The organism is Xenorhabdus hominickii, from assembly GCF_002632725.1.
Classification (GTDB): domain Bacteria; phylum Pseudomonadota; class Gammaproteobacteria; order Enterobacterales; family Enterobacteriaceae; genus Xenorhabdus; species Xenorhabdus hominickii.
On the sequence record NZ_NJAI01000006.1, the window covers coordinates 270,601 to 283,826 of the forward strand.

Below are 13,226 nucleotides of genomic sequence, written 5' to 3' on the forward strand. Positions count from 1 at the left end.
TGGAAGAATTAAGTCTTTCATAATCAGATACTTTATTTTTTTTATCCCGGTTATAAAAGGGTTATAATTCGTTTATTTTTGATAAGGATTATTAAAATTACTGAATGGTTGATCAGGTGGGGGAGAGGATTAGAGTGAGTGGCAGCCGCCAATTATCATGATGAAAGCATGGTGTGTTAACAGCAGCCAATGTTTCTCAGGCAATAGTCGAAAAATGAGATGTTAATGGAAAAATAAAATTCTCTTTAACTATTTTATTGTTGGATCGAATAAATAAAGCATCATCACAAGGGGTAATCCTATTTGGCATCCTAATTTAAGTGATTCTCGTTTAAATGCAGAATTTGCAAAATAACTTCCAAAATTCTATTTCCCAATATTTTTCTATTCAATACCAGCATTGCCTATACGGCAAACTGTGTTAAAGAAAAATAATGCTGTAAAATTTCAAGTGGACAGGATAATCTTGATTTATTATGTGAAAAATTACTTTTAAGAAAAGAAAGTAAAAAATAAATTTAATTATCAATGGAAATCAATCCTGTCTGGATTGTTTTATAGGGAATAATATCATGGTGAAATATGTACTATCGTGATAAGTCTGGTTTTTTACTCTTAGATAAAAAAGATAAATTGGATTATTATAGTCAGCAGAAGGCTTTCATTGGGAATAAGGTGACTGCTCTTGATGTTTATAATAAAATGACACAGGAAATACCACTGTGGTTACGTATCTCTTTTACTATAAGAGATAAGATTTCAAGTCTTTCTGATGTAAAAAAAATTCATGGGTTCTCTGGTAATAATTTAAAAGAAACACCCCGTGATGGAAGTTATATTGATTTTTTTAAGATTGAACGTATCAGTGATGATGAAATGTGTCTGTTGTCGAAAGATATACACTTGACAGTTTTATTATCTCTGAATGTTTTCTCTAATAATGATAATGGCGGCGATTATATAATAACTGTAACAGCATCTGTGATAACTCATAATTTTTTTGGGAAAATGTATATGATACCGGTATCTCTCACACACGATATTATTGTGAGGAGTATGCTATCGAAAGTTAAGTTTCCATGAAAACAGTTAAAAGCCTATTTCATTAGGCTATTTTATTTGCCATTTCGAACCTGAGCTATGCTCAAAACCCTCACGTACTAATCCTTACATACTGTGTGTTTAACTTTATCCATCTATTGGAGTACATAATTCTATAAGTGTACCTTCGAGAGAACGAACATAGGATACCGTTTGTCCCCATGGTTTTTTCATCGGCTTCTGAACAGAAATAGCGCCAGCATTAACGGCGCTTTGATGCGCTGAATGGATATTTTCTGTGGTAAAAGCCAGTTCGAACCCCAGTGGTTTAGTGTCAGGGTTGGTGGGGATGAAATATTCTCGACCGAAGTTATATTGCCCCAACGTCAGAGAAGCGAACGCTAAAGTCGTCGTTACGGTATCTATCTCACCATAATCACCTGATGAATCTATAAATTTTCGCTGGAATCCAAACGCTTTTTCGTAAAATTCGAGTGTTTCGCTTACCGAGTGAACGTAGATAACGATATAGCCTAATTTCATTTTATTGTCCTCATCTCCAGTAGTATTTAATGTTGTGTATTATTTCGATACTTAATATGCATTTTGTGCTTAATGAGCCGAATCCGATTAAAATGTAGTCCATTGGTGCTTATTCTACAATCTATTCCCTTCATACGGGTTGGGAATAAGCGCGTTTTTGCTGTTAATCTACGGGCATTGCTTACATGACTTAATAAGGATCAATAGATGCAAAAATATGCACTGCCGGATGAAATGGCTGCGATCGAGATTAACCTCCCGGGGGAGCTGGATGTTTTAACTCTGGTGAAAATGCCTGTTCCTAAACTTGAAATAGGAGAAATCCTTGTCAAAGTCGCTGTTGCAGGGGTTAATCGCCCCGATGTTCTACAGCGACGCGGACATTATCCTCCACCTCAGGGAGCTTCTGATATCCCTGGCTTAGAAATCTCAGGGACAGTTGTTGCTGTTGGTCCACAAGTAAAACATTATACTGTCGGTGATCAGGTATGTGCGTTAGTCGCAGGAGGAGGGTACGCTGAATATTGTAATGTACACGAAAGTAATGTATTGCCTGTCCCTAGCGGTTATAGCTTGTTGGAAGCCGCTGCATTGCCGGAAACATTTTTTACGGTATGGGTAAATCTATTCCAACGCGGTAAGCTGAAAGCAGGCGAGACAGTTTTGATTCATGGTGGAACTTCCGGCATTGGAACCACTGCCACTTTATTGGCAAAAGCATTTAATGCTCGTGTTATTACCACGGTGGGTTCTGAAGAGAAACGCCAAGCCAGTCTAGCATTAGGCGCAGATTTTTCTATCAACTATAGAAACGACGATTTTGTACATAAGCTCCATCAGATAACTAATGGGCATGGCGCAGATGTGATTGTTGATCTCATCGCTGGGGATTATGTGGAGAAAAATTTCCAAGCGGCAGCCATAGAGGGAAGGATCATCCAAGTTGGTTTGCAGCATGGTAAGGTGAAGGAGCTAGATCTGATGCCATTGCTGAAAAAACGTCTGATTATCACGGGTTCAACATTACGTTCTCGTAGTGTTGAAGATAAAGCTATTATCGCCAGCGAATTACGCGAAAAAATTTGGCCGTTATTGGAGCAGGGGGTGATTAGACCGCAGATTTTTAAAACATTTTCGCTGGATCAGGCATCAGAGGCTCACGCTTTGATGGAAAATAGTTCACATATTGGAAAGATTATGTTGATGGTATAGGCTGTTTTGTCGAAACTTGTCGAGGATTCTCACTCTCCCTTTAGGGGAATATATATGCAAAAAAGCCTGAACGTAATTGTTCAGGCTTTTTCTTAAAATGGCGGTGAGGGAGGGATTCGAACCCTCGATACGTTTTCACGTATACACACTTTCCAGGCGTGCTCCTTCAGCCTCTCGGACACCTCACCAAATTTTGTTGTTGCAGTCTTCAATTAAGAAGATTTTTTGCAATGTGTCTACTGACTCTTAAATATAAAGCTCAGTTACACATTAAAAAAGCCTGGGCTTTTTGTTCAGACTCTTTTATAGAATATGGCGGTGAGGGAGGGATTCGAACCCTCGATACGTTTTCACGTATACACACTTTCCAGGCGTGCTCCTTCAGCCTCTCGGACACCTCACCGTATTTTGTCGTTGCAGTGATTTTGTTTGAGTTCATCGCTACAACGGGGCGCTACTATAGGGAAAAGCAGAACAGGCGTCAACAGGCTGATGACGATTTTTTCAAGCTTTTTGACTGATTAGACAAATAAAAAACAATTTGTGCGCTTGACAGACAATTAAGAACGCGAAGACTCTCTTTTTACAAGGAATCATCGAAAATATGTTAACCAGATAACATTATCCATATTTTCATTCTCGTCTTTTCATCAGAGGATTGTAACCTTCAGCAATGGGGGAACCCTATCAAAAAACAAAAAAAGGAATGAGATTTTATGAACATCATTTTTTTTCACCCTTCCTTTAATAGTGAAGAATGGATTCAGGGAATTCAAGCCAGGTTACCTGACGCTAATGTTCGGAAATGGGTGCATGGCGATAATGCGCCTGCTGATTACGCTCTCGTTTGGCTACCGCCTTATGAAATGTTATCTAATCGCCCAGAGATCAAGGGCATATTTGCACTTGGTGCAGGTGTGGATGCCATCCTGAAACAAGAATTGAAAAAGCCGGGGACGTTACCCGCAGGTGTGCCGCTGATACGTCTTGAAGATACCGGAATGTCGCAGCAGATGCAGGAATATGCCACTGCTGCTGTTTTGCACTATTTCCGCCGTATGGACGAATATAAGCAATACCAAGGGCAGCGCCAGTGGAAGCCTTTGGCTCCCCATAATCGAAAAGAATTTGTCATCGGTGTGTTAGGTGCTGGGATTTTGGGACGTAGTGTTATTGGAAAATTAAGGGAGTTTGATTTTAATGTGTGTTGTTGGAGTCGGACACCAAAGCAAATTTATGACGTTGAAAGTTTTTACGGTAAAGAACAACTGAATGATTTTATTTCTGAATGTAAGGTATTGATTAATATTCTGCCAGAGACACCAGAAACTCGAGGTATTCTCAATCTTTCATTATTCAGCCAGCTAAAAGCAGGTTCATATGTGATTAATATCGCACGGGGAGGGCAGGTCGTCGAACAGGATTTGTTGGTTGCCATCGATAAAGGTTATATCGCGGGTGCAACGCTTGATGTATTTGTTGAGGAACCATTATCAAATCTTCATCCTTTCTGGACTCATCCTCGCATTAATGTTACTCCCCATATTGCTGCAAATACTATCCCTGACCCTGCTATGGATATCATATGTGAGAATATTCGACGGATGGAAAATGGTGAGCAACCCACAGGGATCGTTGATATGACCCGTGGTTATTAACAAGCTGCTTTACAGCGAGGCAGACTATTAGGGACAATGACAATATTGACTATTTGGATAAGTTATTGCGATTGGACGAAATCATGAATGAATTTTCTATTGTTTGCCGTATTCTGGGAACATTATTTAACCGAGCGCCACAAGATCCTGTTCTGCAATCCTTGATTACCATGATCGCAGAAGGGAAATTAAAACAAGCCTGGCCTTTGGAACAGGATGAATTGTTGGATCGGTTACAGCAACACTGTGAAGTATCGGTGATTGAAGCTGATTATCATGCTCTGTTTACCGAAGCATCTGCGGGTGTTGCGATTTGTCGTTCTGATTATACAGAAAGTGAAGAAAGTGAAATCCGCCAGTTTTTAGCAGAGCGGGGTATGCCTTTATCTGATGCACCTGCTGATCAATTCGGCTCTTTATTGCTGGCTGCGTCATGGTTGGAAGATCAGGCGGCAGAAGATGAAGTTCAGGCTCAAGTGACGTTGTTTGATGAATATTTGTTACCTTGGTGTGGTCAATTTCTTGGCAAGGTTGAAGCTCATGCAACCAGCGGGTTTTATCGAACGTTAGCGATTATTTCTCGTGAAGCATTACAGGCATTGCGTGAAGAGCTGGAAGCTGAGTGACAATGTCACGTTTTTTGTGTTACGAACATGATATTATGAACATTTTGAATAGATAAATTTATCAATAATTGATTGATAAAATAAAAGCGAATTATTAACTAATAATTCGCTTTATTACTTCATTGACAATAAAAATTATTTATCAGTCAAACCAATAATTAACTTACCGGGTTTAATTTCCAACCCTTTGGCCAATTTTGCAGCGGTGGCTTCAGCTTTGCTTTTTTCTGGATTCAAAACATAAACCGGGTGAATATCAAAAAATTCACTCAAAGATGTATTTAGATAAGGTATTAATGCCTTAATCGGTGTAGCGGCTTTTTCTGGTGTTGTTTGATAGTCTACGATTTCCAATTCCTTAATGAAGATGGCACCTCGTTCTGGATCAAATACAGGTTTAGCGCTAATGGTAAGCTTCATATCGGCCTGAACCGTTCCTAGCAACGTAGCCAACTGAATTTTTGCCAGCGTAGAGAGTTCAATTTTTTCTGGATCTTTACGGCCTACTTGGCTGGTTAAATCCCCCAGTGTAATATTGGCTTTGGCGGCACCAGGAATGCTGATTTGCTTCTGATAATGCACTTTTTTTAATAAATAATCATTCAGAAGACCTTCGCTGATGCTGATGTTCTTGAATTGATCACAGCCGCTGACGACTCCTACCATGGCTAACGCCACTGCTAAGAAAAACTTCCTCATGTTGTCTCCTTTTATTTTCAATGGCTGATTTTATACCATGTAGTGCCTGATTAATTTATTAACGGCTTAATTTTTATTGATTATGATAGGTTCAATCTTTTTCTGATTGAATTGGTGATGCAAAGCATAAATGGTTATTAACCCCACCAATCCCAACAAAATCCACGGTAATTGAGGCATATTCAAAGCACGGCCGGTATCATAAAGCCATCCACCGCCGGTATAGCCAAATGCCCCTCCCAATGCTAATCCTAAACGGCTGAACCCCATATAACTGCCTCGTGTCCGTGGATCAGCCATTGACGCACTCAACATTTCGCGAGCAGGCTCTGCTGTTACCAGCCCTAAGTAGAACAAGCAAATCAGGCCAAACATGAAATGTAATTGATTCACCCAGCCGATCGGAAACATACAGATACTCATTAAAAATAGGCCGGCTATCAAGCGTTGCTCCTGCCGGAAATATTTTTCACTCCAGCGAGCGATAGGATAGAGTAGTGTCAGGGAAATAACGGCTTCAATAGCATACATCCACTTAACCGCGGTATGTGTCCCGGAAATTTCATGGATAATGATCGGAAACATGAGCATGACTTGTACTGACAGAACAAAATAACCCGTCAATGTGAGCACATAGTAGAAAAATCGATTGTCTTTAATAACGCGTTTCAGTCCTTCTTTGATAGGCGTTCGGGTTGTTGAAATGCGATATGCAGGTAAAAGCCATGCGTTAAAGAAGGCCGCCAGTACAAAAATGGCCGCCCCAATCCAACAGACAATATTGAAGTTATATTGTAACAACCAACTTCCTATTAGTGCGCCAGCCACGGCACCTGCGCTGTCTTGCATCAATAAGAATGAATAAAAACGTCCACGTTCATGAGGACGGGTTAATTTAATGATTAATGCCGCTCTTGGTGGATCGAACAAGGTTCCTCCCAATCCGGACAGAATACAGGAAAGAATCAAGATCCAAGGTTCAGATGCCACAGCCATCAGGGCAAAGCCTAATGCACGTAGTAACATACCTATGACAATCATTAACTTAGCGCCAAACCGATCTGCAATGGCCCCACCAAAAATGCCAAGCCCCTGCTGTACCAGTTGACGTAACCCCAGAGCAAAACCAACAATAACAGCAGCCCAGCCAAGTTGTTCGACAAAACGAATTGAAATTAAGGGAAAAACAACGAAAAATCCCAAAACAACTAGTAAGTTATCAAATAAAAGAAAATATTTACCCAAGTTACGTGCTTGTGAGACTAATGCCATTTTGCACCATTGAAATATGAAAAAATACATGTAAGTTTTTTTATTTTGGACTTAATCCTTACCTTAAGGTAGAGAGATATAGATGATATTTTTTTATCGTAAAGTGTTGGTGATTATTTATATAAAAGCTAAATTATTGCAGTTTTTTTCAAGCTAAAGTGTCAGGAGAGGGTATGTTTGGTTATCGTTCTACATCACCTAAAATTCGCTTTATTACTGATAGGATGGTCGTTCGTCTGGTGTATGAACGGGATGCTTATAGATTGGCTGAATATTATGCAGAAAATAAAGATTTCCTTAAACCTTGGGAGCCGACAAGGGATGGTAGTTTTTATCAACCTTCTGGATGGACAAATAGATTGAATTATATTGCTGAGTTACAACGCCAGGGGGCGACATTTAATTTTTTGTTATTAGATCCTGACGAAAATGAAGTGATGGGAGTGGCTAATTTTACTAATGTTGTACGCGGGGCATTTTATTCTTGTTATCTCGGTTACTCTTTAGGTGAGAAATGGCAGGGGCAAGGGTTAATGTATGAAGCGTTGCAGCAGACTATTCGCTATATGCAGCGACATCAGAAAATGCACAGAATTATGGCCAATTACATGCCACATAACAATCGTAGTGGTAGTTTGCTTAAAAAACTGAATTTCGAGCAGGAAGGTTATGCCAAGAACTACTTAATGATTGATGGTATCTGGCAAGATCATGTGTTGACGGCACTGACTGATAATGATTGGGGTAAACTTGGATTATGAAAAGTATAACTCATGTAGTCATGGTTTTTGTCTGTTAAACTTGAATTACGGCTGCTATCTCACTGATATATCTTGTCTGCTATTTTATGACACCTTGGTGATAGCTTTACATCTTTTATGTTCATTTCATAAAAATCAATTTTTAGAATAACACCATGAATCTACTGAAATCACTGGCTGCGGTCAGCTCAATGACGATGTTTTCCCGCGTTCTGGGCTTTATCCGTGATGCCATCATTGCCCGCATATTTGGTGCTGGTATGGCGACAGATGCCTTTTTTGTTGCCTTCAAATTACCTAACCTGTTACGCCGTATTTTTGCTGAGGGCGCTTTTTCCCAAGCTTTTGTTCCTATCCTTGCTGAATACAAAAATCAACAAGGTGATGAGGCGACTCGTACATTTATTGCCTATGTGTCAGGGATGTTGACATTGATACTGGCGATAGTCACCGTGTTGGGGATGATTGCTGCACCTTGGGTCATCTATGTGACTGCTCCGGGGTTTACGGATACACCAGATAAATTTGTTTTAACCCGAGACCTGCTCAGGATTACCTTTCCCTATATTTTTCTGATATCACTGGCTTCTTTAGCGGGAGCTATTCTCAATACATGGAACCGATTTTCTGTGCCTGCCTTTGCACCAACATTGTTGAATGTCAGTATGATTTTTTTTGCACTGTTTGTCGCACCTTATTGTAATCCTCCAGTGATGGCTTTGGGGTGGGCGGTTGTTGTTGGTGGTATTTTGCAATTGGCTTATCAGCTTCCTCACCTGAAAAAGATAGGCATGCTGGTGTTGCCACGGATCTCTTTCCGTAACAGCGCTGTATGGCGCGTTATCCGTCAGATGGGGCCTGCTATTTTGGGGGTTTCAGTCGGTCAGATTTCCTTGATCATCAACACCATTTTTGCCTCGTTTCTGGTTTCAGGTTCGGTTTCGTGGATGTATTACGCTGACCGTTTAATGGAGTTGCCTTCGGGGGTTCTGGGGGTAGCGCTGGGTACGATCCTATTGCCGTCATTGGCAAAAAGCTTCTCCAGTGGTAATCATGAAGAGTATCGGAAATTAATGGATTGGGGGCTGCGCCTCTGTTTTTTGTTGGCATTGCCGTGTGCGGTGGCGTTAGGTATTTTGGCAGAACCACTAACGGTATCACTTTTTCAATATGGCAATTTCTCTGCTTTTGATGCTGAAATGACTCAACGGGCATTGATTGCCTACTGTTTCGGTTTAATGGGATTGATTGTTGTTAAAGTTTTGGCTCCCGGTTTTTACTCTCGTCAGGATATTAAAACTCCGGTCAAGATTGCGATTGCGACCTTGATTTTAACTCAGCTAATGAACCTTGTTTTTATCGGCCCATTGAAACATGCGGGTTTGGCGCTTTCTATCGGCTTGGCTGCCTGCTTCAATGCCAGTATGCTTTATTGGCAGTTGCGGAAGCGTGAAATCTTCAAGCCTCTGACAGGATGGGGGGTATTTTTGCTGAAATTAGTTGTGGCAATTGCGGTGATGGTCGGGGTATTACTGGCAATGTTGTGGGTTATGCCTGCTTGGGAGCAGGGTAATATGGCATTGCGCCTGCTACGATTGATGGGGGTTGTGATTGCTGGTGCGGGCAGTTATTTTGCTGCATTGGCTTTGATGGGCTTCCGATTGAAAGATTTTGCTCATCGGGGATTACAGTAATTATACAAATATTCTTACCAATACCTGCTGGATGTTCATAACGACATTATCGATGTGTTGGAAATTCCGATTGGTGCTCCTGCTGTTCCCGAAAATCCACTTCAACGGAAAAGTTCCGACTCGATTATGTCCGACGTTGACCAGTTCCCTGATGGATAAAATGCCCTAACAGAAGTTAAAAAAATGGCGTGAAAATTATATCACGCCATCGTTTGAATTTTGGATGAAGTGTTTACATCCGTTCTACTGTCTGGATACCCAGAGTATCAAGACCTTGCTTCAAAGTTTTCGCCGTCAGCAGAGCCAATTTCAGGCGACTCTGACGCACTTCTTCGCTATCAGCATTCAAGATCGGGCAATGTTCGTAGAAACCGGAGAACAGACCCGCCAGATCATACAGGTAAGCACACATCACATGAGGTGTACCTTCACGGGCTACGGTAGTGATCGTTTCTTCAAACTGTAACAGGCGAGTAGCTAAAGTTTGCTCGCGCTCTTCGTCTAGAATGACAGGTAAGGTCAGGCTGTTTTCATCGATTTCAGCGCGTTTGAAAATGGAATTTACGCGGGTATAGGCATATTGCATGTAAGGTGCAGTATTACCTTCAAAGGCGAGCATATTATCCCAGTCAAATACATAGTCTGTAGTTCGATTCTTGGAGAGATCTGCATATTTCACTGCACCAATACCAACGACTTCGACGATTTTTTTCAGTTCGTCTTCTGGCATATCTGGATTTTTCTCACGGATCAGGGCATCAGCGCGCTCAATGGCTTCATCCAACAAGTCAGACAGTTTTACTGTACCGCCAGCACGGGTTTTGAATGGCTTGCCATCTTTGCCCAACATCATGCCGAACATATGGTGTTCGAGTGACAGAGATTCAGGAATATAACCTGCCTTACGTACAATCGTCCAAGCTTGCATCAGATGTTGATGTTGGCGTGAGTCGATGTAGTAAAGAACGCGATCAGCATGTAAGACTTCATGACGGTATTTAGCACAGGCGATATCTGTAGTGGTGTAAAGATAGCCACCATCTTTTTTCTGGATGATAACACCCATAGGCTCGCCTTCTTTGTTCTTGAACTCATCAAGGTAAACCACGATAGCGCCTTCGCTCTCAACCGCTAGCCCACGCTGTTTCAGATCAGCAACAACGCCCGGCAGCATGTTGTTGTACAAACTTTCACCCATGACATCTTTTTCTGTCAAGGTCACATTCAGGCGATTATAGGTTTCCTGATTCTGTGACATAGTGATATCAACCAGCTTACGCCACATTACACGGCAATATTCATCACCGCTTTGCAGTTTTACGACGTAATTACGGGCACGAACGGCAAATTCTTCGTCTTCATCGTAAGTTTTCTTCGCTTCACGATAGAATTCTTCCAAGTCCGCCAATGCCATGTCGCTGGCATTTTCATTCTGCACTTTTTCCAGATAGGCAATCAGCATCCCAAATTGGGTTCCCCAGTCACCGAGATGGTTGGACCGGATGACTTTATGTCCCAGAAATTCAAGGGTACGAACAGCTGCATCGCCAATAATAGTGGAACGAATGTGACCAATGTGCATCTGCTTGGCAACATTAGGTGCGGAGTAGTCGATAACAATGGATTGGGATTCTACTGGCGCAACACCCAGTTTTTCGTCTTTCAGTGCAGTTTCGATATGGGTAGCAACCCAAGCTTTATCCAGAAAAATATTGATAAAACCCGGCCCTGCGATTTCAACTTTGCTGGCAATTCCTTGAAGATCCAGCAAACTGACAACTTTCTCCGCCAGTTGTCGGGGTGGCATGCCCACTTTTTTAGCCGCCGCCATAACACCATTCGCTTGGTAGTCACCAAACTGAGTTTTTGCAGATTGACGGACGTGTGCTTCACTGTCGGTTGGAGCACCAGCTGCAATCAGCGCATGGCTGATTTTTTCTGAAAGAATAGCCTGAATATTCACCGTGTTACCTTAAGTTACGCATGAGAGCCCCTGCATTTGAACTCTGCAAATGCTGCCAAGCGTGTGATTATAAGAAAATAACGGGGTTTATATCATATTCAGCATCCCGCATGCTACCATCAGCCTCCGCTGGTGGTATGACTTTTTGTTTTCAGCTTGCCTTTCAGGCGATTCTTCGGTATTTCGATGATTTTTTGATGGTAATGAGATGATACACTTTTCTGCAATTGATGAGTTACAGGATTTAACCGCTGATTTATGTGAGTTCGAGAAAAAATTAACACAGTTTAGTGAGCATCTTGGTTTACACCTGACGCAATATTCAGCGGACCATATTTCCCTGCGTTGTAATAAGACTTTAATCGCGGAACGTTGGCGTCGAGGTTTTCTACAATGTGGTCGGTTGATGTCTGAAAACATAATTAATGGTCGCCCGATTTGTTTATTTGAATTGGAACAGCCAATAACTCTGTTTGATTGGCAGATTGATTGTTTGGAATTACCGTATCCGGGCAAAAAACATTATGTTCACCAAGGTTGGGAACATGTCGAAATTGTTCTGCCAGTACAGCCAGAACAACTTATGTTGGAAGCATATCAGTTATTACCACAGCCTCTTCCTGCTGGTTTTCGTACAAAAGAAAGCCATCCCAAAGGCAATAATGAAAGATTACCTAACCCAACATTAGCGGTGACAAATGGTGAAATTACGGTCAAGTTTCACCCTTTTTCCCTTAAGGAGATTATAAAAAGTGAGGGCTAAGCAGCAAAAATGACTTTTTTCCTATGTTAATTCAGCAAAAAATTCTAACCTTGTGATTTGAAACAAGCTATTAAGGCAGATGACTTGTCATAATTAGTGAATTCACTAATGAAATATTTTAGAAACGTATAAATGGTTTGACGAATGTATATCCAAGGGGCTTTGAATGATAAAGCTGGAAATTTGCTGTTATAGCATAGGTTGTGCTGTAGTTGCACAACAGGCTGGTGCTGACCGAATTGAATTGTGTGCAAGCCCGTCGGAAGGAGGAGTGACACCTAGCTTTGGGGCATTGCGGCAAGCACTACAGCAGCTATCCATTCCGGTGCATCCGATTATTCGTCCAAGAGGAGGGGATTTCTGTTACAGCAACGCTGATTTTGAGGTCATGAAAAATGATGTTGCTCAAATCTGTGATATGGGATTTCCTGGGGTGGTTCTCGGCGTTTTGAACGAAGATGGTTATATTGATATGCTTCGCATGAGGAGACTGATGTCATTATCAGGGAAAATGGCGGTCACTTTTCATCGTGCTTTTGATATGTGCTTTAATCCATATGTTGCTTTGCAACAACTGACTGACCTCGGTGTACAGCGTATTTTAACCTCAGGCCAGCAGCAAAATGCTGAAATAGGATTGCCTTTGTTAAAAGAGCTGACACAAGCAAGTCAAGGACCGATCATTATGCCGGGAGCGGGTGTCAGAATGAGTAACATCAGTAAATTTTTGGAAATTGGAGTGACGGAAGTTCATAGTTCAGCAGGTAAGGTTGTCCCTTCTTCCATGAAATACCGAAAAGCGGGTGTGACGATGAGTTCGGACGACTGTGATGTCGATGAGTACTCTTACTACAGTGTTGATGGGCAGTTGGTCGAATCGATGAAGGGAGTGATTAATCTGATTAAACGGTAAAAATAACAGGCTGTTTATTCTATAGAATGAGCAGGCAGATAGGGATAAAAAGTGGCGCTAATTATAAGGTGTGAACCACCG

The 13,226-nt window shown here is 41.4% G+C and carries 12 protein-coding genes and 2 tRNA genes; 8 read left to right on the forward strand and 6 right to left on the reverse strand.

Annotated elements, in window-relative coordinates; genetic code table 11:
* Nucleotides 1–582 precede the first annotated feature (582 nt).
* Complete coding sequence (locus Xhom_RS18160; protein ID WP_069315612.1) at nucleotides 583–1,083, forward strand: DUF2867 domain-containing protein; 501 nt, start codon at nucleotides 583–585, stop codon at nucleotides 1,081–1,083.
* A gap of 105 nt (nucleotides 1,084–1,188) precedes the next feature.
* On the opposite strand, the gene Xhom_RS18165 is transcribed toward Xhom_RS18160, so the two are convergent.
* A complete protein-coding gene (locus tag Xhom_RS18165; RefSeq protein WP_069315613.1) occupies nucleotides 1,189–1,584 on the reverse strand; it encodes a VOC family protein in 396 nt (131 codons plus the stop codon).
* 207 nt (nucleotides 1,585–1,791) lie between these two features.
* Between Xhom_RS18165 and Xhom_RS18170 the strand changes: the two genes are divergently transcribed.
* Complete coding sequence (locus Xhom_RS18170) at nucleotides 1,792–2,796, forward strand: NAD(P)H-quinone oxidoreductase (RefSeq protein WP_069315614.1); 1,005 nt, start codon at nucleotides 1,792–1,794, stop codon at nucleotides 2,794–2,796.
* Between the two features lie 98 nt (nucleotides 2,797–2,894).
* Here the strand turns inward: Xhom_RS18170 and Xhom_RS18175 are convergent.
* Nucleotides 2,895–2,984 (reverse strand) — tRNA-Ser (locus tag Xhom_RS18175).
* A gap of 125 nt (nucleotides 2,985–3,109) precedes the next feature.
* A tRNA-Ser gene (locus Xhom_RS18180) sits at nucleotides 3,110–3,199 on the reverse strand.
* A 313-nt stretch (nucleotides 3,200–3,512) separates the two neighbouring features.
* Here Xhom_RS18180 and ghrA point away from each other — a divergent pair.
* Together ghrA and Xhom_RS18190 are read left to right on the forward strand one after the other, a co-directional pair.
* Nucleotides 3,513–4,454, forward strand: a complete 942-nt coding sequence (gene ghrA / locus Xhom_RS18185; protein WP_069315615.1) for a glyoxylate/hydroxypyruvate reductase GhrA — start codon at nucleotides 3,513–3,515, stop codon at nucleotides 4,452–4,454.
* A gap of 83 nt (nucleotides 4,455–4,537) precedes the next feature.
* Complete coding sequence (locus Xhom_RS18190) at nucleotides 4,538–5,080, forward strand: TorD/DmsD family molecular chaperone (RefSeq protein ID WP_069315616.1); 543 nt, start codon at nucleotides 4,538–4,540, stop codon at nucleotides 5,078–5,080.
* Between the two features lie 135 nt (nucleotides 5,081–5,215).
* Here Xhom_RS18190 and Xhom_RS18195 read toward each other — a convergent pair whose 3' ends face one another.
* Both Xhom_RS18195 and mdtH read right to left on the reverse strand, forming a co-directional pair.
* Complete coding sequence (locus Xhom_RS18195) at nucleotides 5,216–5,779, reverse strand: lipoprotein (RefSeq protein ID WP_069315617.1); 564 nt, start codon at nucleotides 5,777–5,779, stop codon at nucleotides 5,216–5,218.
* 66 nt (nucleotides 5,780–5,845) lie between these two features.
* Nucleotides 5,846–7,051 carry a multidrug efflux MFS transporter MdtH gene (mdtH, locus tag Xhom_RS18200; protein WP_069315618.1) on the reverse strand — a complete coding sequence of 402 codons (1,206 nt, stop codon included), beginning with the start codon at nucleotides 7,049–7,051 and terminating at the stop codon, nucleotides 5,846–5,848.
* Between the two features lie 173 nt (nucleotides 7,052–7,224).
* Between mdtH and rimJ the strand changes: the two genes are divergently transcribed.
* Both rimJ and murJ read left to right on the forward strand, forming a co-directional pair.
* Nucleotides 7,225–7,812, forward strand: a complete 588-nt coding sequence (gene rimJ, locus Xhom_RS18205) for a ribosomal protein S5-alanine N-acetyltransferase (protein ID WP_069315619.1) — start codon at nucleotides 7,225–7,227, stop codon at nucleotides 7,810–7,812.
* A gap of 155 nt (nucleotides 7,813–7,967) precedes the next feature.
* Nucleotides 7,968–9,506: a murein biosynthesis integral membrane protein MurJ gene (gene murJ, locus Xhom_RS18210; protein ID WP_069315620.1), complete on the forward strand. Its 1,539-nt coding sequence runs from the start codon at nucleotides 7,968–7,970 to the stop codon at nucleotides 9,504–9,506.
* Between the two features lie 232 nt (nucleotides 9,507–9,738).
* Here murJ and argS read toward each other — a convergent pair whose 3' ends face one another.
* On the reverse strand, nucleotides 9,739–11,469 hold the full coding sequence (argS, locus tag Xhom_RS18220; protein ID WP_069315621.1) for an arginine--tRNA ligase: 1,731 nt from the start codon (nucleotides 11,467–11,469) through the stop codon (nucleotides 9,739–9,741).
* Between the two features lie 208 nt (nucleotides 11,470–11,677).
* Between argS and Xhom_RS18225 the strand changes: the two genes are divergently transcribed.
* Nucleotides 11,678–12,232, forward strand: coding sequence for a VOC family protein (locus Xhom_RS18225; protein WP_069315622.1), 555 nt, complete (start codon nucleotides 11,678–11,680; stop codon nucleotides 12,230–12,232).
* A gap of 166 nt (nucleotides 12,233–12,398) precedes the next feature.
* Nucleotides 12,399–13,145: a copper homeostasis protein CutC gene (gene cutC, locus Xhom_RS18230; protein ID WP_069315623.1), complete on the forward strand. Its 747-nt coding sequence runs from the start codon at nucleotides 12,399–12,401 to the stop codon at nucleotides 13,143–13,145.
* The last annotated feature ends 81 nt before the right edge of the window (nucleotides 13,146–13,226 follow it).

Excerpts from the sequence above, each read along its gene's own strand:
- Xhom_RS18160 (WP_069315612.1), top strand. The coding sequence starts at position 583 with ATGTACTATCGTGATAAGTCTGGTTTTTTACTCTTAGATAAAAAAGAT.
- Xhom_RS18165 (WP_069315613.1), bottom strand. The coding sequence starts at position 1,584 with ATGAAATTAGGCTATATCGTTATCTACGTTCACTCGGTAAGCGAAACA.
- Xhom_RS18170 (WP_069315614.1), top strand. The coding sequence starts at position 1,792 with ATGCAAAAATATGCACTGCCGGATGAAATGGCTGCGATCGAGATTAAC.
- ghrA (WP_069315615.1), top strand. The coding sequence starts at position 3,513 with ATGAACATCATTTTTTTTCACCCTTCCTTTAATAGTGAAGAATGGATT.
- Xhom_RS18190 (WP_069315616.1), top strand. The coding sequence starts at position 4,538 with ATGAATGAATTTTCTATTGTTTGCCGTATTCTGGGAACATTATTTAAC.
- Xhom_RS18195 (WP_069315617.1), bottom strand. The coding sequence starts at position 5,779 with ATGAGGAAGTTTTTCTTAGCAGTGGCGTTAGCCATGGTAGGAGTCGTC.
- mdtH (WP_069315618.1), bottom strand. The coding sequence starts at position 7,051 with ATGGCATTAGTCTCACAAGCACGTAACTTGGGTAAATATTTTCTTTTA.
- rimJ (WP_069315619.1), top strand. The coding sequence starts at position 7,225 with ATGTTTGGTTATCGTTCTACATCACCTAAAATTCGCTTTATTACTGAT.
- murJ (WP_069315620.1), top strand. The coding sequence starts at position 7,968 with ATGAATCTACTGAAATCACTGGCTGCGGTCAGCTCAATGACGATGTTT.
- Xhom_RS18225 (WP_069315622.1), top strand. The coding sequence starts at position 11,678 with ATGATACACTTTTCTGCAATTGATGAGTTACAGGATTTAACCGCTGAT.
- cutC (WP_069315623.1), top strand. The coding sequence starts at position 12,399 with ATGATAAAGCTGGAAATTTGCTGTTATAGCATAGGTTGTGCTGTAGTT.